At 64.9% G+C, this 22,365-nt stretch carries 12 protein-coding genes; 2 read left to right on the forward strand and 10 right to left on the reverse strand.

Annotation, left to right across the window (positions count from 1 at the left end; translation table 11 throughout):
- Nucleotides 1-38 precede the first annotated feature (38 nt).
- From A5744_RS05255 to A5744_RS05270, 3 genes are all read right to left on the reverse strand, one after another.
- Nucleotides 39-12,404, reverse strand: coding sequence for a nuclear transport factor 2 family protein (locus A5744_RS05255; protein ID WP_240562975.1), 12,366 nt, complete (start codon nt 12,402-12,404; stop codon nt 39-41).
- A 623-nt stretch (nt 12,405-13,027) separates the two neighbouring features.
- A complete protein-coding gene (locus A5744_RS05265) occupies nt 13,028-13,327 on the reverse strand; it encodes a ferredoxin (protein ID WP_076059012.1) in 300 nt (99 codons plus the stop codon).
- On the reverse strand, nt 13,324-14,625 hold the full coding sequence (locus A5744_RS05270) for an NADH-ubiquinone oxidoreductase-F iron-sulfur binding region domain-containing protein (protein ID WP_076059014.1): 1,302 nt from the start codon (nt 14,623-14,625) through the stop codon (nt 13,324-13,326). Before A5744_RS05270 ends, A5744_RS05265 begins: the two co-directional genes overlap by 4 nt.
- A gap of 36 nt (nt 14,626-14,661) precedes the next feature.
- Here A5744_RS05270 and A5744_RS05275 point away from each other — a divergent pair, with 36 nt between their 5' ends.
- Complete coding sequence (locus A5744_RS05275; protein WP_076059015.1) at nt 14,662-15,135, forward strand: hypothetical protein; 474 nt, start codon at nt 14,662-14,664, stop codon at nt 15,133-15,135.
- A 5-nt stretch (nt 15,136-15,140) separates the two neighbouring features.
- Here the strand turns inward: A5744_RS05275 and A5744_RS05280 are convergent, their stop codons facing one another.
- The 7 genes from A5744_RS05280 to A5744_RS05310 form a co-directional block, all read right to left on the reverse strand.
- Nucleotides 15,141-16,007: an alpha/beta hydrolase gene (locus A5744_RS05280; RefSeq protein ID WP_076059017.1), complete on the reverse strand. Its 867-nt coding sequence runs from the start codon at nt 16,005-16,007 to the stop codon at nt 15,141-15,143.
- A 15-nt stretch (nt 16,008-16,022) separates the two neighbouring features.
- Nucleotides 16,023-16,421 (reverse strand): Rieske 2Fe-2S domain-containing protein, encoded by a 399-nt coding sequence (locus A5744_RS05285; RefSeq protein WP_076059019.1) that lies wholly within the window; start codon nt 16,419-16,421, stop codon nt 16,023-16,025.
- 1 nt (nt 16,422) lies between these two features.
- Nucleotides 16,423-17,568, reverse strand: a complete 1,146-nt coding sequence (locus A5744_RS05290; RefSeq protein ID WP_076059020.1) for an amidohydrolase family protein — start codon at nt 17,566-17,568, stop codon at nt 16,423-16,425.
- A gap of 32 nt (nt 17,569-17,600) precedes the next feature.
- Nucleotides 17,601-18,692: an amidohydrolase family protein gene (locus A5744_RS05295; protein WP_076059022.1), complete on the reverse strand. Its 1,092-nt coding sequence runs from the start codon at nt 18,690-18,692 to the stop codon at nt 17,601-17,603.
- A gap of 233 nt (nt 18,693-18,925) precedes the next feature.
- A complete protein-coding gene (locus A5744_RS05300; protein ID WP_076059024.1) occupies nt 18,926-19,831 on the reverse strand; it encodes an NAD(P)-dependent oxidoreductase in 906 nt (301 codons plus the stop codon).
- Nucleotides 19,828-20,217, reverse strand: a complete 390-nt coding sequence (locus A5744_RS05305; protein ID WP_076059026.1) for a carboxymuconolactone decarboxylase family protein — start codon at nt 20,215-20,217, stop codon at nt 19,828-19,830. Before A5744_RS05305 ends, A5744_RS05300 begins: the two co-directional genes overlap by 4 nt.
- Nucleotides 20,218-20,234: 17 nt before the next feature.
- Complete coding sequence (locus tag A5744_RS05310; protein ID WP_076059028.1) at nt 20,235-21,662, reverse strand: aldehyde dehydrogenase family protein; 1,428 nt, start codon at nt 21,660-21,662, stop codon at nt 20,235-20,237.
- A 68-nt stretch (nt 21,663-21,730) separates the two neighbouring features.
- On the opposite strand from A5744_RS05310, the gene A5744_RS05315 reads away from it, so the two are divergent.
- A complete protein-coding gene (locus A5744_RS05315; RefSeq protein WP_240562970.1) occupies nt 21,731-22,363 on the forward strand; it encodes a TetR/AcrR family transcriptional regulator in 633 nt (210 codons plus the stop codon).
- Nucleotides 22,364-22,365 lie beyond the last annotated feature (2 nt).

The following is a 22,365-nucleotide window of genomic DNA, read 5'->3' on the forward strand; positions in this document are numbered from 1 at the left end:
ATTGGAGAATTACGTTATCACTGAAGAGCAGGGACGATCTAGGGCCGCGTGCCGACGTCCGGGTCGGCCTCAACTAGGGAGGGTGCCGGCGCGCTGAGCTCATCGAATCGTGCGAGGGCGTCGTCAAGGTGTGCGTCATCGAAGAATTCGCATCGGTTGAGTAAGTCGTCTTCGACTGTGAAGACGTCCGTCATGCGCCACTCGGCGTAGAAGCCCGCTTGTGTCGTCCCCTTCGCCACGTGGGTTACTACCGCGCCGAGGCTAGTCAGCCGATGAACAGCCTCAACGTAGATGGTGATGTCGACCGAATCGGCAAAGGATGCACGGAGGTATTCGATTAGGTCACCGGGCGTCATCGTCGGCCCACCGCGGCGGTCGATGTCCTTGAAATCCGGTGCTATGGCTGGGATTTCACCGCGGTTGAGCGTGACAATCACTTGTGTGATGGCCGACCATACGCGCGAGTGGGCTGCCGCTTCGCCGGCGACATACCGGGCATCGAGTTCTGCAACCGCAGCGTTGATGTCATCGAGGTCGAACGTCACGCTGTAGTGCAGTAGGCCGGCCTCGGTGACTTCCGTGATTTGTAAGAGCTCGACGGCGACCGGTCGATCCGCGTGATCGGTATCGCGATAACACACGCGGATGAGCGACAGGCGAGAACCCCTCGTGGCGATGGGCTCCACTTCCAGCCGAAAGCCGCTGGGTGCCGTCTCGAACATGGCTTGCACGGCTATCCTCTGCTGTGCTTTACCTTCGAATTCATCGCGCAGGCCCTTCCGCCGGTCCTGGTATTGAATGTCCGCGGTGCAGAGGGCAAGGAAACCATTTATGTCGCGGCGCTTGAACGCGTCAGCCATGCCTTCCCAGATCCGGGTGGCGGCGTTGTCAAGCAGCGGCGGCCGGTTGAGCTCGTCGAACCTCATGAGGGCAGAGTCGAGGTCTGCCTCGTCGAATACCTCGCAGCGGTTGATCCGGTCGCCGTCGACAATCAGAAGTAAGATCGGCCGCCACTCGGCGTCGAAGCCTTCTGGCGAGGTCCCATACGCCGTATAGGTGGCGACCGCTCCGAAACGGCTGAGGCGATGCACCGCCTCGATGTGGATGCTGAAGTCTGGCGTGACCTCCCAAACCTGCAGGGCTGCTTGTGAATCGGCCTCGATTAGGGGGAGCGGCCTGTGGTCGACGGTGATGTAGTCCGCCGCGGTGATTTCGTGCCGGTTGAACGCGGCGCATTCGTCTGCGAGTACCGACCAGGCGTGCGAGTGGGCCGCGGCCTCGCCGGCGAGGTAGCGAGCGTCGAGTTCCTCGAAGGCAGCGTCGATGTCATCGCCGTCGAATATCGCGCTGGCGGTGAGCCGGTTGTCGCCACCGACCTCAACTACGCTTAGCATTTCGGCGCTCGTCTCCCCGGGTTCGAAGCCGTGGACCGAGGACTGGATACGAATGAGTGCCAGGCGCCTGCCGCGAGTAGCGACGACGGTCGACGTAATGCCCTCGAACCCGACCTCGGCGACTGCTTGCATGTTTGTGACATGGTCATCGCGCCCGCACAGTACATCGGCGCTCACAACCCGACGGTGATCATGAGTGACGATGTCGTCCGCCATCGTCTCGGCCATTTCGGCCCAGTCTCGAGCTGCGAAGCAGCTCCACAAGCGTTCTACCGCTTGGCTTGCCGCGTTCTCCAGTCCCCGCACTCGCGGATGCAGTTCGTCAAACCGTGCGAGCGCGGCGTCGAGGTCTGCCTCGTCGAAGACTTCTAAGCGGTTGACCAGGTCGCCGTCAACGATCAGGACGTCGATGGATCGCCACTCGGCCTCGAGTCCCTCTTGGGAGGTCCCGTTCGATACCCGCGTGACGACCGCTCCGAACTTGTTCAACCGGTGCACGTTTTCGATGCGGTTGCAGATGTCTCGCTCTAGCTCCCATGCGGCGCCAATGAATGCAGTGAGGTCACCGGGCGCGACCGATACCCCTCGGCGCTGGTCGATGAAGTCCGGCCTCGGCGGGAGCTCACGCCGATTAAGCATGGCGTACGAACGCGTGACAACGGACCATGTGTGCGCGTAGGGACCCGCTTCGCCGGCGAGGTACCGAGCCTCGAGTTCATCAAAGGCGGCGCCGATGTCTTCGGTGTCGAACATGACGTGCGCCGCGATCCGATCGTCGGTGTCGAGCTCGACGACACAGAGCATTTCGACGCGGAAATCTCCATGCGCGAATTTGCGGTTCGGCGCAGAGATACGGGTCAGGCCCAGGCGCTCCCCGCGGATCGCAATGACCATCGAAGTTACGTCTGTTAAGGCATCGGCAAGAGCTCGAATATTCGCTATCACGGTGTCGCGACCGTCCCAGACGCCGATGTTCACCACGCGACGGCGGTCGTCGACAAAACTGCTGTCGGCCAATATCTGGCTCGCCGCAGCCCAGTTGCGGGTTCGGGTGTGGGCAAAGAAGCGGTCATCTGCCAGGCTTGCCGCGTTTTCGAGGTGTCGCGTCTGCGGGTGCAGTTCGTCGAAGCGTGCGAGCGCGGCGTCGAGGTCTGCCTCGTCGAAGATTTCGCAGCGGTTGATCAAGTCACCTTCGACCGTGAAGATGTCCGCCATGCGCCACTCGCCCTCAAAACCCTCTTGTGAAGTCCCGTTCGACACAAGGGTGACGACCGCTCCGAGGTCGGTCAGCCGATGCACGGCCTCGACGTAGACGTTGTACGCGCCATCGTTTAATGCCGCATGCATGTATGTCTTCAGGTCACCGGATCCGATCGCGGCAAGAGACCGATGGTCGATGTCGACAAAGTTCGCTGTCGTCGCGAAGATTTCGCGTCTATTCAGAGCGGCACACGCGTGCATGATGACCGACCACGTGTGCCCGTGCACGGTGGCTTCGCCCGCGAGGTAACGCGCGTCGAGTTCTTTGAAGGCGGAATCAATGTCATCGGGGTCGAACAGCACCACAATCGCGATGCGCTCGTCGGCGTCGGTTCCAACGACGCGGAGTACCGGGTTGAAGAACGCTCCAGGCTGCTGCTGGTCGAGGCCCGAGAACCGGACACGATGTAGCGCGAGGCGCTCCCCGCGGGTAGCGGTGACAGTCGGCGTGACATTCGTGATCCCGAGTTCCGCTGTCACCCGCAGATTTTCCATCTCGGCATCGCGGCCGTGGCGGGTCCCATGGCCCACGAGACGACGGCCGTCCTCGTCGACGATGTCGTGGGCGATTGTTTCCGCCACGGCGGCCCAGTCGCGGGCCATGAAGTGCTTCCACAATCGCGCGTACGTGCGGGTTGCAGCGTTTTTCAGATGGCGCGCCTCCGGACGCAGCTCCTCAAACCGCGCGAGCGCCCTGTCGAGATCGCTCTCTTCGTAGATCTCCAACCGCGGCTCGTCGGGATCGAGTAATAGAGCTCGCGCCCATTGCAATTCGTTCCCTTGCGCGTCGGTACCTTCGATGACGAGGCTGGCGACAACGCCATGGGCACCGAGGGCATGTACTGCCGTCGCGCGATAGCGGGCATCAGATACGAGAGGCCACAACTCCTCAATCGCCCGTCGGAAGTCTCCGTCTGCGAACGGGACTCGTCGATGGTCGGTAAATGCAAGACGTTCGATCATCGGTCCCGGCTCGTGGCGGTTGACCTCGCCGAGGATGTCCAAGGCGCGCTTCCAAACGCTCGCGTACAGGGCCGCTTCGCCGGCGATATAGCGTGCGTCAAGCTCTTCGAAGGCGGCGTCGATGTCGTCGACGTCGAACGAGATGAAGGCGACAATCTGCCCGTCCTTGACCTCGACGATGCAGAGCGCCTCTATGAGAAACGCCTCTCGCAGCTGATCGGGGACCAAGAATCGTACGCGCGAGAGGACCAGATTCCCTCCGCGAGTCGCCATCTCGGTCGGCCTCACGTCCGTGATTCCCAGGTTGGCGATCGCCCGCATGTCGTCGAGTTGGGCGTCTCGACCATGATGGACTCCGGCGCCCACCACTCGACGGCGATCGTGATTCAAAAAGTCGTCGGCCAGCAACCCTGGGATGGCGTCCCAGTCGCCTGACGCGAAGTGCGCCAGGAGTCGTTCGAACACTTGGCTTGCCGCGTTTTTCAGGCGTCGCGCCTCCGGTTGCAGTTCGTCGAATCTCGCGATCGCAGCGTCGAGATCGGTCTCGTCAAACAGCTCACAGCGGCCGAGTAGGTCGCCTTCGACTGTGATAATCGCGATCTCCCGCCATTCGGCCTGGAAGCCCGTGCGCGAGGTACCGTGCGCCACCTGGGTGATCACCACACCGAGATCGGTTAGGCGATGCACCACCTCGACGTAGACGTTGATATCCGGCGCGTCATTGAACAAGTCATGGATGTAGGCGGTCATGTCGCCGGTGGCAAACGCTGCTCCGCGCCGGTGGTCGATGTTGATCCAGTTCGCCGCCAGCTGGGGTAGTTCGTGTCTATTGATTGCGGCGAAAGCGTCTGTGAGGACCCGCCATGTGTTGGCGTGGGCACGCGCTTCACTGGCGAGGTAGCGCGCATCCAATTCCTCGAAGGCGGCATCGATGTCGTCGAGGTCGAACGCACTGCGCGCTGCGATCTGCTTATCGGCGGTGATCTCTACAAGGTTGAGAAATTCGATGTTGAATGCGCCCGGTTGCTGCTCTTCGCCGGAGATACAGGTGCGGCAGAGGACAAGGCGTTCGCCTCGGGTCGCGATGGCCGTCGCGATACTCCTGGTGGCCCCAATCTCGGCGAACGCCTGCATGTTTGCGATTTCGACATCACGACCGCGCCTGATCTCGGCGTTCACGACTCGTCGATGGTCGTCGACAGACGTATCGGCGGTCAGTAGCTCCGCCATGGCGGCCCAATCGCGCGCGGCGAAGTACTTCCGAAACCGCCCGTACGCTTCGCTTGCCGCGTTTTCGAGCCGAGGTGTGCGCCGACTGAGCTGTTCGAACTTCGCGATCGCGGCGTCGAGGTCCGCCTCGTCGAACAACTCGCCGCGGCTGAGGAGGCCGCCATCGACCGTCAAGATGGCTATGTCCCGCCACTCCGCGTCGAAGCCGTCCACCGTTACGCCTTGCGCCACCTCTGTGACCACCGCTCCTAAGCTGCTCAGCCGGTGCACAACCTCGACGTGAATCGTGGCTTCCGGCGCGGTGTCCCATGCTGCACGGATGTACGCGGTCAACTCACCGGGCGCGAACGCTCCCCCTCGCCGGTGGTCCATGGTGACCCCGTCGGGTGTCGCCGCGGGCATCTCGTGCCGGTTGAGCGCGGCGTAGCTACCTGTGATGACTGACCATGTGTGCGCGTGGGGTGCGGCTTCGCCGGCGAGGTACCGAGCGTCGAGCTCAGCCATGGCGGCGTCGAAGTCGTCGAGGTCGAACGTGACGTAGCCGACTATCCGGCTGTCGGTGTCGATCTCGACGATGCTGAGCACCTCCCCGAGGAACGCCTCGGGTCCCTGATCGCGGAGCGAGTACCGGCCACAGAAGAGGACGAGGCGCTCGCCGCGGGTCGCCATGACTGTCGAGGCCGCGTTCGCGATTCCGAGGCTTGCGATTGCCTGCGCGTCAGCGATCGCGGCGAATCGACCGTGTCGGACTCCCGCGCCCACCACCCGACGCCGATCGTCAGCGCAAAAGTCCTCGGCCAGTATTTCCGCCATGGCGTCCGACTCGCCTGCCGTCAGGGCCGTCAATAATCGCTCGGTCACTTGGCTCGCAGCGTTTTCCAGCCGCTGCGCCGACCGGCTTAGCTGTTCGAACCTGGAGACCGCGGCATCGAGGTCCATCTCGTCGAATAGCTCGCTGCGGCTGACCATTTCACCGTCGACCAATAGGACTACGACACCGCGCCACTCGGCATTGAAGCCCTCTCGCGAAGTTTCGTGCGCGGCGTAGCTGACGACGGCTCCGTCGCCGTTTAGACGATGCACAGTCTCGACATAGCACGTGATGTCTTGGTCAGAGTCCAACCCGGCCTTTATATATGCGACTAGACCGTCGGGACCCATCGCGATCTCCCGGCGGTGGTCGACGTTGACCCAGTCCGGCGTCGTTGGTGGCTGCTCGTGTCGATTGATTGCTGCGTAGCTCGATGCGATCACCGACCATGTCTGCGCATGCGGTGCCGCCTCGCCGGCGATGTACCGTGCGTCGAGTTCGGCGATTGCGGCGTCGAAGTCGTCGGGGTCGAATATGACGCGTCCCACGACCCGTTCGTCGGAGTCGATTTCGACCACGTCGAGGAGATCGCTTCGGAACGCATCGGGACCGCGGGATCCCGCCGAGGCCCGGCCGCGAGTCAAGACGAGGCGTTCTCCACGAGTCGCAAGGATCTCTGATGCAAGGTGTACAGTCCCGACCTCGGCGATCGCTGCAATTTCTGCGACGACGGCGTCCTGGCCGTGTCGGAGGCCGGCATTGACCACCCGACGACGATCCTCCGTGGAAACGTCTTCGGCCAGTATTTGTGTTATTGCGTCCCAGTCGCGCGCTGCGAAGTGCGCCAGGATGCGCTCGTACACCCGCGCGGCCGTATTTTCCAGCCGACGCGTCTGCGGGCGCAGTTCATCAAACCTGGCGATCGCGGCGTCGAGGTCGTCCTGGTCGAATACTTCGCAGCGGCTGAGCATGTCGCCTTCCACCGTTACAACGGTGATCACGCGCCACTCGGCGTCGAAGCCCTCTCGTGAGGTCTCATGCGACGCGTTGGTGATGACCGCTCCGAAATCATTCAGCCGCTGCACAGCCTCGATGGAGTGGCTGAGATCAGTAGTGAGGTTCCACACGGCATCGAGAAGTGCTGGCATTTCACCGGACGCAAACGATGTTCCGCGGCGGTGGTCGATGTTCACCCAACCGGGTGTTGTCGGCGGCATCTCGCGCCGGTTAAGCGCTTCGTAGGCTTGCATGATCACAGACCATGTGCGCGAGTGGGCAGCCGCTTCGCCGGCAATGTAGCGGGCGTCGAGTTCGGCGATTGCGGTCTCGAAGTTGTCAAGATCGAACACGACAACTGCGGCGATTCGCTCTTCGACATCGATCTCGATGATGGAGAAGGAATCGTTTTCAATTGCCTCGGGGTCGCGGCCCGAGACGCGAACACGTGTGAGTGCGAGGCGGCTGCCGCGGGTTGCCAGGACGCCCACCATGGTCATCGTGAAGCCGACATCGGCGGTCGCCTGCGCATCTTTGATGTTGGCATCTCGACCATGGATGATCCCGGCGTTCACCACTCGTCGGCGATCGTCGACCGAGACGTTTTCCGCCGTTATTTGAGCCACGGCGTGCCAGTCGCCGGCCGCAACGTATGAATAAAGGCGCTCGAATACCCGGCTTGCGTCGTTCTCTAGTTTTGATGCGGGCCGGTTGAGCTCTTCGAACCGCGCAAGCGCGGCATCGAGTTCGTCGTCATCGAACAGCTCGCAGCGGTTGACCATGTCACCTTCGACCGTCGAAATGGCGATCTCCCGCCACTCAGCGTGGAAGCCCTCGTGCGAAAGGCCATGCGCCGCATAGGTGCAAACCGCTCCGAGATCGCTCAACCGGTGTACAACCTCGACATAGGTTCGGATGGTCTGATCGAGGTCCCACCCGGCACGGATGTACTCGGTCATCTCGCCGGGCGCGAACGCCTTCGCCCGGCGGTGGTCGATAGTGACGCAGTCAGGCGTCATCGCGGGCAGCTTGTGCTGCCTGGCGGCGTCGTAGGCGTGCGCGATGACTGACCATGTGTGGGAATGGGCGGCCGCCTCGCCGACGAGGTACCGCGCGTCGAGCTCGGCGATGGCGGCGTCGAAGTCGTCGAGGTCAAACGCGGGCATGGCCGCGATCCGCTCGTCGGTGTCGATTTCGACTATTTGTAGGAAATCGACGTGGAACCCCTCTGACTCCTGGCCGGTTCGCGAGTAGCGGGCACGAGTGAGGGCGAGGCGCGCTCCACGGGTCGCAACGGTGTCGGAGCTCGCGTCCGTCACCTCGATGTCGGCGGCCGACCGGAAGTCTTCGATCGCCGCATCGGGGCCGCGTCGGATCCCGGAGCCTACGACCGAACGGCGATCGTCGCCGTAGTAGTCGTCGGTGAGGAGCTCGGTTATCGCGTCCCAGTCGCGGGCCGCGAAATACGCATGCAGGCGCTCATACGCCCGCGTCGCGGCATTCTCGAGCGGCGCTCGAGGATGTAGCTCTTCGAGTCGGGCGTGCAAGGCGTCGAGTTCGGCCATCGCCGCGTCGATGTCTTCGACGTCGAACCACACCTGCAACGCGACTTGACCGTCTTCGTTGATGGCGTAGAGCTGGAGAAGTTCGTCCTGCGGCGCTCCGGGACTCGCGTCGGGACTGCTCGTAATTAATCGAGAGAGAGCCAGCCGCTCGCCTCGCGCGGCGACCATGACATGGTTGATCCGTACGGTGCCCGCCTCAAGTTCCCGTCTCAACCCCCCTCGCACCGCGTCTGATAGCAGAGTTAGACCGACGATCTTCCGACGACTCTCGACGACGAGGTCTGGTGCGAATAGCCGCTCGACCTCGTCCCATGCTTCGCGATGAATCGCGGCCATCACATGTTCGCCCACTCGGACGGCCGCGGTGTCGAGCTCGACCGCCGGCGTTTCAGGCGGTGTCGCTGCAGGGTGCGGGACCCGCTCGCCGAGAACCTGGCGCGCCGTCTCGGCGAGTGCCGCAGCGCCTTTCCGTTCGTACAGGTCGACCGACCGCTCGGCCGCCCCTCGCGCCCCGGCGGAGTCGCCGGCGGCGGCCAAAACCGTTGCCAGCGTCAGGCACGCGTCGCCGTGATCGACCAAGGCGTCGGTGCGCTCGGCCAGGCTGACGGCAGCCTCGGCAACCCGCCGCGCCGCATCGTGATCACCAGAGCGCGAAAGCAGAAGCGCCCGAAGCGTGCCCCAGGCGATCGACGCCTTGAGCGCGCTGCCTGCGAGACGCTCACTCTCCGTGCACAATTCGTCGGCCTCATCGTCTCGGTCGAGCGCGAGACAAGCGCGACCCAACAACGCCGCGGTCTCGGCTATGCAGACGTCGATGCCCATGCGTCGAAAGCCGTTGTAGGCCTGACGCAGATGCGACTCGGCAGCGCCAGGATCGTCCACGACCAGCTCGACGAGGCCGGCGAAGTGTTCGACCTCGAGCAGGGCATGGCGCAGGCCGAGCTCGGTGACGGTGCGCCTCGCCGAGTCGATCATCCGCCGGGCTGCCGCGGCGCGGCCGCGGAAGGCTTCCAACACAGCCTGACACCGCGTCGACGTCGCCTCGACCGCCGGCGAGTCCGTCGTGATCCGCAGTAGTCGTACCACGTCAAGGCACCGGCCGCCCGCGCGCGGGACCGGGTTGGGGCCCCACAGCGCCGCGAGCGGCGCGTTCGCCAACACGTTGTTCACCCGGCGATGCTCCTGCGCTCGTCGCGCCGCGGTCAGAGCGTCGTCCAGCGCTACTTCGCAGTCGCCGATTCGCCCGAGGCGGGCGAGACACCCCGCCCGAACCGTGTGTGCCGTGGCTTCCCCTGCGGCATCGTCCAATTCGGCTAGCTTGGTGGCGGCGTCGCCCAACGCGGCTTCGACCTCGTCCAGTCGTTCGGGATGGGTCAGCATCGACAGCTGGCCGTCAAAGCATGTCGCCCATGCCGCCAGCCGGGCCGAATCGACTGTCGCTCCTTGCAATTGAGAGACCGCACCGGCCGCCGAAGCCACATCGCCGGCCGCCAGCAGGGCCTCGCAGCGCGCGATCAGTAGCTCGGCGGTCTGGTCGTCGCGGTCGGGCAGCTCGTCGTCGATCTCCTCCAGCGCGTGCAGGGCCCGATCGTAAAGTTCGGCCGCTCCTTCGTAGGCGAGCCGAGTCATCGCCTGATCCGCTGCACGCCGGCAGTACTCGACGGCCTTGGCCGCGTTGCCCGCCCAGGCACATTCGAAGTAGTGGTGAGCCAGTTCGGCCAGCCGCTCCTCGTCGGCGCCGGGCTGACTCTCGAGCGTCGTAGCGATGCGTTGGTGCAGCCGCATGCGTCGCACCGACGGCAATTCGGCGAGCAGCGATTGTCGAACGATGGCGTGGTTGAACCGGTAGCGGCCGCCGTGCTCTTCGATGACGATGCCGGCCTTGCACGCCTCGTCCAACGCGTCGACGAGGTCGTCGCCGACCACGCTTTCGACCAAGTCCAACGCGAACCGACTGCCGACGACCGCGGCTGCGGCAAGGGCCTTGTTCGTCTCCGGTGCAAGCCGCGACAGCCGGCGACTCACGGCCTCGCGCACCCCTTGCGGCAGGGTGCTCTGGTCCCACCGGCCACCACTCTCGTCGACGTGACGCAATGCCTCGATGAGGAAGAAGGGGTTGCCGCCCGTGACCGAAGCCAATGCCCGGGCCAGCTCTTCGTCGTCGTAGCCGGCCTCGGCGACGTACGCGCTCACGTCGTCCTCGTCGAGGCCGCCGAGCTGAAGCCGGTCCGCGGTACCGTCGCGGTGCAGGTCGGCGAGCATCGCCGCCAGGGGATGGGAACGGTCGAGGTCGGTGCTGCGATACGTGCCGACGATCTGCACGCGGGCGTGCTCGCCGAAACGCAGGAGATGGCGTAGCAGGAGCAAGGTGGGCTTGGCTGCCCAATGAAGGTCATCGAGGATCAGGATGATCGGCGCGCCGGCCGACGCAATTCCCAGCAGGCCCACCACGGCGTCGAAAAGTGCGTAGCGCTCGGTGTCCGGATCCGCGCGGGTGGGCATGGCCAGGTCGGGCAGGACATCGGACAGACCGGGAACCAGTGCGAGCAATGCCTCCACCCCGCGCAGCCCCCGAAGTCCACCGCTGCCGAGGCATGGCACCAGGGAACGCAGCGCCTCGGCGAACGGCTGGTACGGCGCACCCAGGTCCTCGTCGCACCGGCCGTAAATCACCAGGGCGCCTTGGTCATAGGCCTGGCGCGACCATTCGCCGGCCAGACGCGTCTTACCGACGCCGGGTTCGCCGGCGATCAGTACCGCGTTCGTGCCACCGGCAAGCGCGGCCTGCCAGGCGGTAAAAAGTCGCTCCAATTCGCGTCCGCGTCCGACGAACGGCCCCGGGCCGGCGAGCACTGCGGGCAGGCTTGGCCGCTTGACGGGCACATCGGTGGGGACCGACGAACGTTGATTCTCAGCGGTTTCCAGCCGAAGCTCGAAGACGTGCTCCGGACGAGCGAGGTTGCGTAGCTCGCGCATCCCGAGATCGGCGAGCACAACGTCATCGGCCAGTGAGTCGATGACGAGTTCGGCGGTCGCACCCGAGCACAGGATCTGGCCACCCACGGCCAGCGAACGCAGCCGCGCCGCGCGGTTGACTGCCCTACCGAAGTAGTCGCCGTCGCGAAGCTCGGCCTCCCCGGTGTGCAACGCCACGCGGATTCGCATCGGCTCCCGCAAAACCCACGGCTCCTGCACGATCGCTTCTTGCAGCTCGATTGCGGCCGAGGCTGCGGCTGACGGCCGCTCGAAGACGGAGAAGGTCGCATCGCCCTCGCCGCGCGTCTTGATCAGCCGGCCTCCGCGCGACGTGACCACCTGTTCGACGAGTTCGTCGTGCCTTGCCAGCGCGACGGCCATCGCGTCGGCCTCCGCCTCCCAGGCCGCCGTCGACCCCTCGATGTCGGTCAGCAGGAACGTCACGGCGCGCGTTATCACCGAAGGTTGTTGTGCCGCAGGGATTTCCAGCGAAGTGTCCTGCGCGACGATCGCGGCTTCGAGTCGGCGCAAGTCCGGCCCCGGATCGACCCCCAGTTCGTCGGCGAGCAGGGCCCGAGCCCGCTGATAGGCCCCCAGGGCTTCGCCTTGCCTACCTGCCCGGTACAGGGCGAGCATCAGTTGGCCCCAACGCCTCTCGCGCAGGGGCGCATCGGCAACCGCGGCCTCGAGTTCGCCGACGATCTCCGCGGCGCGCCCCGTCGCGAGCAGCGCGTCGGCTCGATCCTCCACGAGCGCCGCGTGGCCCTCGATCCACCGCGTCTTCTCGGACGTTCCGCGCCTGCCATCGGGCAGTTCGGGGATGCCGCGCCAGAGAGCGAGCGCCTCCTCGAAGTGGGCCGCCGCTTGGCTGATGTCGCCGGCGGCAGCGGCATCGCGCCCTAGTCGGGCGGCCGCTTTGTAGCGCGAGACGTCAACCTCGCTCTCGGCGAGGATCCACCCCGCGCCCTGGGTCAAGATGAAGCCGTCGCCCAGGGTGCGACGGAGCGAGGAGATGTGCGTCTGTAGGGCCTTGGCCGCGGTGCGAGGCGGATCCTCGCCCCAGAGCAGCTCGACGAGGGTGTCGGCCGAGACAACGGAAGCGCTGTGCAACCCGAGCATCGTGAGGATGGCACGAGGTTTGGCGCCCGGGATAACGACGGGCGCTCCGTCGTGCCGGACCTGGAGAGGTCCCAAAACCCCCAGTTCCACCCATGGAAGCGTACTCACATTGCCCATGGTCGGTGGGGCGATTCAATGCATGGTCAAGATCGAGTAAAGACGCCGCGCGCCGCTGGCTAGCTAACTGTGGCAAAGCGGCCTAGAGCGGCACCCAGACTCCGCCTACGACAATGCCCCAACGGTGGAAGCCGTTACTCCAAACCGGGTCCGTTTTCGCCCATGACGGCGTTGGCGGAGGCGGCGGTACGTCCGGCGGCGCATACGCTGGCGCGTAGGGCGGCGGAGGTCTGTACCAGTCGGGCACGGGCGGTGGCGCCTTGCATTCGTTTGTCGTGGGATTCCACGACATGTTGGGGCCGCATTCCGCCGAGCTGACCCCCGGCCGCGCGACCGCCCCCGCCATTGATACGAACACGACCGCGACAACGGCGGCCAGACGACCGAACCACTTCATGGTGGGCCTCCCAGGGCAACATCCCCGACCTTGGCTCGCTTCAGCCTATGCCTCGGCTGGGCGCCCGTCACTTCCCCTTCGCGGAAGGGATAGGCGCAGCCGCGGGGTTGTCGCTGAGAGGCGGGCAAACCTATGGTTCCCCGACGGCCCGTTATCTGTGTGGCGAAAGTTGTTCAGCCCCGACTACACGCCGGCAAGATCACCGCGTGAATCCCCATTGGGCTTCGTTCGATTCGGTTTTGACGTGCGGGGCGGGATCCTCATCCGACTCGCTGTGGAACGGATGGGGGACGGTGGGCGTGCGGTCTCCGATCTCGGTGATGGCGTGCACCGGGCAGTCCAGCAGTGCGCGCTTGACGGCGTCGTGGTCCGACTCGGCCACGGTGCCATCGCCGATGAGCGACGCGTAGCCCCAGTCGTCCAACGAGAAGTAGCCCGGCGCGTGCTTGGCGCAGATGCCGAAGCCGTCGCAGACGGTGCGGTCCAAACGAATTTTCATGCCTGCCTCGCAGCTTCCGCCTCATACGGCCGGTCGAAGCGGAACGGGTGGTCGCTGCAGTCCGTGCAGCCCCCTTCGAGATGGCGTGCAACGTCGTCCGGGAACTGCTTGAGCAGCGTGGCGGCAACGTTGGTGGCGGCGTCCAACGTGGCGCAGGCGCCGCGTCCGCGCAGCACCACCGACCAGCGGCGCAATCGATCGACGTCTTCAGCCGTCGCGGCGCCGTCGCGCAACGCCCCGGCCGCGGCGGCCATCGCGGCCGTCCCGTTGAAGCACGACCCGCATTGGTCGGCGTTTTCGCGGTCGAAGTAAGCCAGCACGGACGCCGCAACAGCAACCGGACAGTCGTCGGTGATCACCGTGATCGCGCCGCAGCCCAAGCCGCTGCCAAAGCGTCGCATCGTCTCGTGATCCAGCGTCGTCTCCAGCACGTCGCGGTTGAGGAAACCCGCAAAATAGCCGCCCAACAGCGCCCCCCGCACCTGGTCGGGCGAAACACCGTGCAGCGCAAGCAGTTCGGTGAACGGCATGCCGTGGGGCAGTTCGTAGAGGGCAGGGGGTCGGCCGGCGCCGGTGATGGTGGCCAGGAAGGTACCCGAGGACAGCGGCGTGCCCTGCGAACGGAACGCCGCCGAGCCGTGGCGCTGCAGGTAAGGCAGATTGGCCAGGGTCTCGACATTGCTCACCAGCGTGGGCCGCCCGCCCACACCCGCTTCGAATGGTCGCGGAGGCTTGTCCGTCGGCTTGGCCGGGCCGCCGTTGATCATCCGAACCGCCGCGGTCTCCTCGCCGGCCACGTAGCCGGGCTGCACCGTGATCAAGTCGACGGTGACGCCGCCGAACGCGTTCGGCTCGACCTCGCCCAGCGCGGCTTGGACACTGTGCGCCGACTCCGGGTCGGATACGTACATATATGTGCGGTCCGCGGCGACGATCGCCGCGGCCAGTCGCAATCCGTCCAGAGCCAGGTGCGGGCGGTTGCGCAGCAGCCATCGGTCCTTGACCGAAGCCGGTTCTCCCTCTTCGCCATTGGCGACCACGACCGTGCCGCCGGCCAGGCGCCCGTTGTCGCGCACGGTGCGCAACTTCACCGCCAGCGGGAAAGCCGCGCCGCCGCGGCCCACCAGCCCACTGGACTCGACCTCGGCCAGCAATTGCTCCGCGTCGGCGAGCGGGTGGTAACCGCCGAGGCGTTGATACGACGCGAGGTCTTCGCGACGGGGTTGTTCGCGCAGTAACCGGGGTTGGCATCCAGGTGCGCTGGCGGTGGTGATGTTGGTGGATTGGGCGGTGTTCACTGCAGGCCCGCCGTCGTCTTAGTTAGGCTTGCACACATGCGGACTGCGGTGGTGCGCGTGAACGTCGACCCGGGAAGTGTGCTCACGCCCGCGCAATTAGAAGACGGCATGAACGAACTCCTCGGGCTCGGTGACGAGATCGGCGCCGGGGTGGTCGAAAACAATCTCGCGGCTATGCCGGCCAACCGCCGTGAGGTCGAGCTGCTCATTGCGGCCGACGACGTCGACGCGGCACAGCAGGCCGCAATGGGCCTGTGCGCCAAGGCGTTCAGCACCGCTCCGGCGCTCGGCGTGGTGACCTTCGTCAGCAGAGGAACCGACGACGATGCCCGCGGTGTGCTGGCTGGGTTCGGACTCACCGGCGAAATCGCGCGCGTCCCAGGCGATGACGGCTTCGACATCGTCTATGTGACGCTGCGCGAGGACGACCTCGAGCGCATCCCGGAGAGCCGGATCCACACGGCGCTCGAGGCGTCGCTCAACTGTGAGGTCCACATTCGCACCGAGTAAACGCATCAGCTGCCCAGGAATTCGAGGATTGCGGGCGCGGCCTGCACCCAGGTGTCGAACATGTTGAAGTGCTGAACCTTCCCGGCCGCGCGTTCTTCGGACGCACGCTCCCAGGCATCCTCCGGCCAGGGCGGATCGATCAGTTTGGAGCCCTTGATCAGGCAGCTGACTTCGAGCGACGTCCGTTTGGGATGATCCCAGTCGTTCTCGCCGCCGCGAATAATCAAGGTGGGCACCTGGATTCGTTCGAACATCTCGTCCTCGACGCCCGGGATGGTCTGGCCCGGCTTGGACACGAACGCGTTGAGCCAGCGCAGCATCACCTTGAGGAACTCGTCCTTGTCGAAATCGAGGAATCGCTGCTTGTTTGCCGGGTTCTCTTCGATGCGGTCCCGCCACTCGGAAACCTTGATCACACCGTCCATTCCGGTTCCCCGCGCGGCCAGAATGCTGGGGATGATGTAGAAGGACCCCAGCACGAATGTGCCGTAGATACCGCCGACGATGTTCCACACCACCAGCTTCTCCACCATCTCCGGGTATAGCATCGTCGTAAGCATGGAATCCCTTGCCCCACCGGAGCCGCCGGCGATGATGCATCGTTCGACACCGAGCTGACCCAGCAGGCCGCGCAGGGTTTCGGCGCGCATGTGCGACTCGCTTTGCCCGTAGAACTGCACGTCGGAGGCTCCGCAATTGGGCCGGTCCCACAGCAATACGCGGTAGCCACCCGCGACCAGCGCTTCGGCCAGCGGACGCAGACCGGGGATTTCCTTGCTGAACCGCCCGCCCGGCGTCAGGGCGATGAGATCGCCTGAGTCACCTAGGATTTCGTAGACGACGTTCCCACCGTTCACCTCGATAGAAGACACGCGACTCTCCTGTAGTTACGCCATCACCAGAACGTCGTTGCCGACGACGCGCACCGGGTAGGTGCGGATGCTCCACTCCGGCTTGACCGCCGTCGTGCCGGTCGCCAGCTCGAAACCCCATTGGTGCCAAGGGCAATAGATGTATTCCAGGTCTCGCACCATGACCGCGTCACCGGGGGCGGTCTCGTCGACGATGGTGCGACCACGCGGGCGCCCCGAGCACAGCGGTCCGCCTTGGTGTGGACAGTAGTTCGCGATCGCATAGAACGTTCCGTTGACGTTGTAGACGCCCACGCCGTGGCGCCCAATCGGCACCAGCTTGTGGGTACCCGGCGGGATCTCGTCTACTGTCGCGACAACATGCTCGCGGCCCTGGGCGAGGCGGGGCTCGGGCCGCTTGGTTTCTTCCGCCAACTCAGAGCACCCGAACTTGGCCCTCGAGGACCGGCACCGTCTCCGGCAGGTGATAGGTCGCGATGCCGTTCTTATACATCACCGCATCCCGCGCTGCCTTGGGAAGGTGCTTGACCAGCCAGCGCGGGTCGTCGAACGTCCAGTGCGGGTAGTCCGAGGAGTACAGGAGGATCTTGTCGCACTCCATCCACTCCATCGCGCGGGTCAACTCGGTCTTGTCTTCCGGGTAGTCCAGCGGCTGGGTGGTGAATTTGATGTGCTCTTTGACGTACTCGGACGGCTTGCGCTTGATGTCGACGCGCGACTTGCGGGCTTCGTAGATGGCGTCCATGCGCCACATCAGCGGCAGGATCCAGGTGAACGCGTGCTCGACGAACACGATCCGCAGCGTCGGGAACCGATCGAAGACACCATCGAAGACCAGGCTCATCACCTGGTTCGCGGCCAAGAGCGAGTAGGTCACCATGAAGTCGTGGTTGTAGCTGGGGAAACCCACCGGCGGGGTCGGCAGCATCTCGTAGTTGCTGCGCGACAGGTGACAACTCACGGTGATGTCGTGCTTGGTGGCGGCCTCCCAGATCGGGTTGTACTTCGGGTGACCCCATGACGGCCGCGGCTCGGCCTTGATCAGGATCTGCGCCATGTACGGGTGCCCGGCCCACGTCTCGATCTCGCGTGCCGCGCCCTCGGGATCCTCGATCGCCGCGCAGATCGAACCGCGCCAGCGCTCGTGCCAGTTGTTGTGGCTGTCCAGCCAGTGATTCGCTTGCCAGTGATTGAGTGCGGTCGAATACGCCTGATGCGCCTCGGCAAGCCGCGGCGTGCGGCCGCCGGGCTCGAGGATCGCGATGTCCGAACCCGCTTCCATGATCAGCTGGCGGAAGGCCATGTCCGGATCGCTGCCGGGGAACTCGCCATCGGGCGGGAAGGTGTCGGTGCGCATCGCGAAGCTGTGCGCGTAGTCGGGAGCGTCGTAGTAGATCAGCTCGCCCACCCGATGGTCCAGGAAAAACTTGCTGCGCCAGGGCTCGGGTATGTACTGGGTGATCTCGCCCCGTTTGGGCACCGGGTGGACGTCCGAATCGACGCACCGGACGGCTATGCGCTCGGCGGCGGGAACACGTTCCTGCGTATGGGTCAACGTCATTTCGAACTCCTCGGTCTTTCTCTATTCTGCGACTAGCCCGCTGCCAAGTCGACGGAAACGTCGATCCCGTACAGGTTGGCCGCGTTGCGCCAGCACAGCTTCTCGCGCTGTTCGGCGGACAGTGCTTTGGGCAGCTTCTTGACGTCACCGCACTGCCAGTGCGGATAACTGGATCCGAACATCACCATGTCTTCCTTGCCGGTGAAGCCGAACCATTCACCGGCGAACTCGGCGTCGCCGGGACCGTCGAGGGCGCCCTGGACGAAGTACACGTGGCCCGGGAGGTAGTCGCTGGGAATCCGCGGCGCCCACGGCGTCTGTTCCAGGTGTGGCCGGCCGAAGGTGTCCATGCGCCAGATGAAGGGTGTCAGGAAGTCCGCGGCGCCGTCGGCCCAGACGAACTTGAGGCTTGTAAAGCGCTCGAACACGCCCTCGGCGATCATGTTCATCAGGTGATACACGTAGTTGAGCGCCATGAAACTGACGTACTGCTCATAGGTCAGCGTGTGTCCGGACGGCGTCGGCGGAAACCCGATGCCCTCCCCCGATTCGATATGCACCGCGACCGGAAGGTTCGCGTCGGCGGCCGCCTCCCACAGGGGCCAGAACTGTGGCTTGCCGTAGAGCTCGCGGGACTGCAGCGGGACGCCGATCTGGACCACGCGCGGGTGCTCGCGCCATTTCTCGATCTCACGCACCGCGCCGGCGATGTCGTCGGGGTTGACGCGGATGGTGCCGCGGAAACGGTCACCGAACTCGCTGTGCTCGAGCCAGCGCGAGACCATCATCTCGTTGTGGGCGGCATGCAGTGCACTGCCCAAATGCCGGTCCGGCATGATGCCGCGACCCATCGGATGGAGGACGGCCACGTCGACCCCGCGCTTCGAAAACAGTTCGTGGGCAACGAATTCCGGGTCCGACCCGGGGTACTGCCGATCCGGCCCCCCGGTGTTCGGTGCGTACTCGCCGCCCGGTGACCCGTACCAGTCCATCTCGTAGTCGGGAAAACCACGGCTCTTGAACGGCTCACGCAGGAACGAGCGCAGGTCCTTGTTCGACGCAAAGAAGATGTGCACGCTGGCGTCGATCACCGGCATGCGGGTTCCGTCAGCGTGCTCGATCACGGAAGCCGCCCTCCGGTAGCCAAAGCGAGTGAAGATCAGTCATATGATAGATAACCTAACATTCTGATCGGCCGTCGATCAATGCCTTTCCGGTAAGCGTTTCGGTTAAACATCGCCGCTGGTAGTGGGCTGTTTTTCCACCAGGTGGGCAAGTATCGTTCTTCAGCCAGGATAATACCATTCTCCCAGCCGTCGTCGAGCGCCGCGCGCGCCGCCGAAGTTGCCGGGACGGCTTAGTCCGGCGCCGCGTCGGCCCGGCCGACGGTGACGCCCGCGGCCTTCTCCAGCGGTTTGATCACCGTCGTGAAATCGGAATCGGGACCCTGATCTCGCGCGGTCGTTTCCCAGAGCCGGCCGATCGTTTCGGCAACGTCGGCGGGCACCCCAAGCGCCTTGGCTTCGTCGAGATACAGGCGCACATCCTTGAGCATCAGCCCGGTGGCGAAGCCGTAATCGAATGTTCGCGGCAGGATGGCGCGGGGGAACTTGTCGCGACTTGCGCTGGTCGCACCCGAACCCGCGTTGAGCACCTCGATCATCACGCTGGGGTCGAGACCGGCCTTGACGCCCATCACCACGACTTCGGACGTCGCGGCCAAGACGTTGGCGGCCAGGATGTTGTTGACGAGCTTCATCGTCTGCGCCGAGCCCGGTTTGTCGCCGATGTAGAACGGCCGGCCGATGGCCTCGAGTGCCGTTCGTATGACGTCGAATTCGTTGCGTGGGCCGGACACCATGACGGCGAGCGCTCCCTTTGCGGCTCCGCCGACCCCGCCGCTGACGGGGCTGTCGATCGCAACGATGTTCCGTGCGGCCAGACGATCATGGATTCGCACGGCCGTCTGGCTCCCGACGGTTGACACGTCGACATAGCGCCTGACCCGCGCGCCCTCAATCACTCCTTGCGCGCCCGTCGCGACTTCGAGTGACGCGGCGGGCGTGGGAAGGCTGGCCATCACGGTCTCGGTCCGGTCGGCGACCTCTTTGACCGACGACGCGGCGTGGGCCCCGAGCGCGACAACGCGCTCGAGCGCGTCGCCGCGAGTGTCGAAGGCGACGACGTCGTGATGCTCCTGGAGCAGCCGACGAGCCATGGGAAAACCCATGTTGCCCAGCCCGATGAACCCGAGCTGCGTCATCGGTCCGAGGTCTTGTCGATTTCGGCGAATGCTTCGCGGGCGATACGAAAGCTGTCGACGGCGGCCGGCATGCCGGCATAGATCGCGACCTGCAGAAAGATCTCGCGGATCTCTTCCCGACTGACGCCGTTGGTGAGCGCCGCCTTGACGTGGGTTCGCAATTCGTTAGGCCGGTTGAGCACCGAGATCATCGCCAAGTTGAGCATGCTGCGGGTCTTGCGGGGCAGCTGTTCACGGCCCCACACCGCACCCCAGCAGTATTCGGTGAGGAGATCCTGCAGGGGTTTGGTGAAGTCATCGGCGTTGGCCAATGCCTGATTGACATACTCCTCGCCCAGTACTGCGGAGCGAATCTGCAGCCCGCGCCGGTAGGTGTCGGGATCCAATGGTGTTCTCCTTTACCTCATTCCAGCCGCACGACGACCGTCTTGGTGGTCGTAAAGGTGTCGAGCGCTTGGTAACCCTTCTCGCGGCCGTACCCTGACTTCTTGAAGCCCCCGAACGGCAGCTCCACGCCGCCGCCGGCGCCGTAGGTGTTGACGTAGACCTGTCCCGCCTGGATCTCGGCGGCGAGCCGGTGGGCGCGGGACAGGTCGGTGGTCCACACCGCGGCGATCAACCCATATTGCGTGCCGTTGGCCAGGCTGATTGCCTCGTCCTCGTCGAAGAATCTGTTGACGGTGAGCACCGGACCAAAGATCTCCTCCTGCGCGATCGGCGAGGCGGGATCGACGTCGGCGATCACGGTCGGAGCGAAATATGCACCATCGGCAAGCCGTGCGTCCTCCGGCGGGCCTCCGCCGCAACGGATTTCGCCCTTGATGTCGCCGCCGACCATCGATTGCACCCGTTGCTGCTGCTTGTGCGAGATCAGCGGTCCGAGATCGCGGTCGTCGATGCCGGGGCCAATCGTCGCCGACTCCATGAGCCGGCAGACCGTGTCCACCAAGTTGTCGTGAATCGAATCATGGGCCAGTAGCCGCGAGCCGGCCGAGCAGGTTTGACCGGCGTTCTGCAGGATCGCCTTGACGATCGACTCGGCGGCGCGGTCCAGATGCGCGTCGGGGAAAACTATTTGCGGCGATTTCCCGCCCAGTTCCAGGGTCGTCGGCACCACCCGGTCGGCGGCCGCATGGGCGACCACCGAGCCGATCTGGGTCGATCCGACAAAGCCCAGATGGTCGACCTCGGGGTGTGCGGTCAGGGCGGCGCCGGCTTCGGCGCCGATTCCCGTCACCACGTTGAAGACGCCATGCGGTAGGCCGGCCTGAACCGCGAGCCGGGCCAATTCCACTGCGGTGCGCGGTGTTTCATCCGCCGGTTTGACCACCGCGCAATTGCCCACCGCAATCGCCGGAGCCACGGCGCGGGCCAGCAGTTGCATCGGGTAGTTCCAGGCGACGATGTGACCGGTGACTCCGAAAGGTTCGCGTCGGGTATACGCGTGCAGATCCATTGACAGCGGGATGGTTTGGCCGTAGTAGCTGTCGATCGCGTGCCCGTAGAAACGGAAGTACCGAGCGGCGACCGTCGCGTCCGCGCGCGCCTGGCTCAACGGCTTTCCGGTGTCCTCGCTTTCGATCCGGGCCAACCGCTCGTGATCATGGTCGATGAGATCGGCGACCCGCGTCAGCAGGGTCGCGCGTTCCGCCGGTGAAACGCCCCGCCAAGACTGCAGGGCCGGACGCGCCGCTGTCACCGCGCGATCGACTTCGTCTGTGCCGCCGCGCGCCACCGGTCCCAGCGATCGGCCGGTAGCCGGGTCGATGTTGTCGTACAGGTCCGCCGAGGCCACCGATTCGCCATCGATGAACGACTGTGTGATGGTCACGGTGACCCCTGACTGTCGTGCGTCGCGCCAACGATTATTTATACGACACTGTATATATACTTTGCGTCGTGGTGACAACGACTCGGCGCGGACGGCCGACTCAGGCCGAGGCCAAGAAGCTACACCAGAAGTTGCGCAAGGCCGCCGTGGCGACGTTCGTCAAGTATGGCTACGACGGGGCCACCATGGAAGCGATCGCCAGAGCGGCCGGCATCACGCGGCGCACTCTCTATGCTCGCTATCCCGACAAACGCGCAGTCTTCGTCGACGTCATTCCCTGGGCGCTGACGCGCAGGACCGAGCGCGAAGCGGACAACGACATCGACGAACGCGACCTGCGCGCCTCCCTGATCGCACTCGGCCGGGCCGGACTCGCCCGCGCCATCGACCCGGACATCGTGCGTCTGACACGCATTGCCATGAGCGAGTCGGCGCGGTTTCCCGAGTTCGCGGTCAGTGCGCACTCGATGACCTGGTCGCCACGCCACCGGCAGGTCATGGATCTGCTGCGACGCCACCAGGAGAACGGAAGCATCACGGTTGACGACCTGGAGCTAACCGCGGGCCACTTCATTGCGATGATCGAGCATCTACCCGCGCGACTGGCGGACTGCGGTATCTACCGCAGCGCCGACGAGGAGGAGCGGCACTTGCAGCACGCGGTCGATTTGTTCCTGCGCGGCGTCCAGCCCCGCGACTGAGG

Source organism: Mycobacterium sp. IS-1264, assembly GCF_001954195.1.
GTDB lineage: Bacteria > Actinomycetota > Actinomycetes > Mycobacteriales > Mycobacteriaceae > Mycobacterium.

Coding starts and splice junctions, on each gene's coding strand:
- A5744_RS05265 (WP_076059012.1), bottom strand. CDS start 13,327: ATGAAAATTCGTTTGGACCGCACCGTCTGCGACGGCTTCGGCATCTGC.
- A5744_RS05275 (WP_076059015.1), top strand. CDS start 14,662: ATGCGGACTGCGGTGGTGCGCGTGAACGTCGACCCGGGAAGTGTGCTC.
- A5744_RS05290 (WP_076059020.1), bottom strand. CDS start 17,568: ATGACGTTGACCCATACGCAGGAACGTGTTCCCGCCGCCGAGCGCATA.
- A5744_RS05300 (WP_076059024.1), bottom strand. CDS start 19,831: ATGACGCAGCTCGGGTTCATCGGGCTGGGCAACATGGGTTTTCCCATG.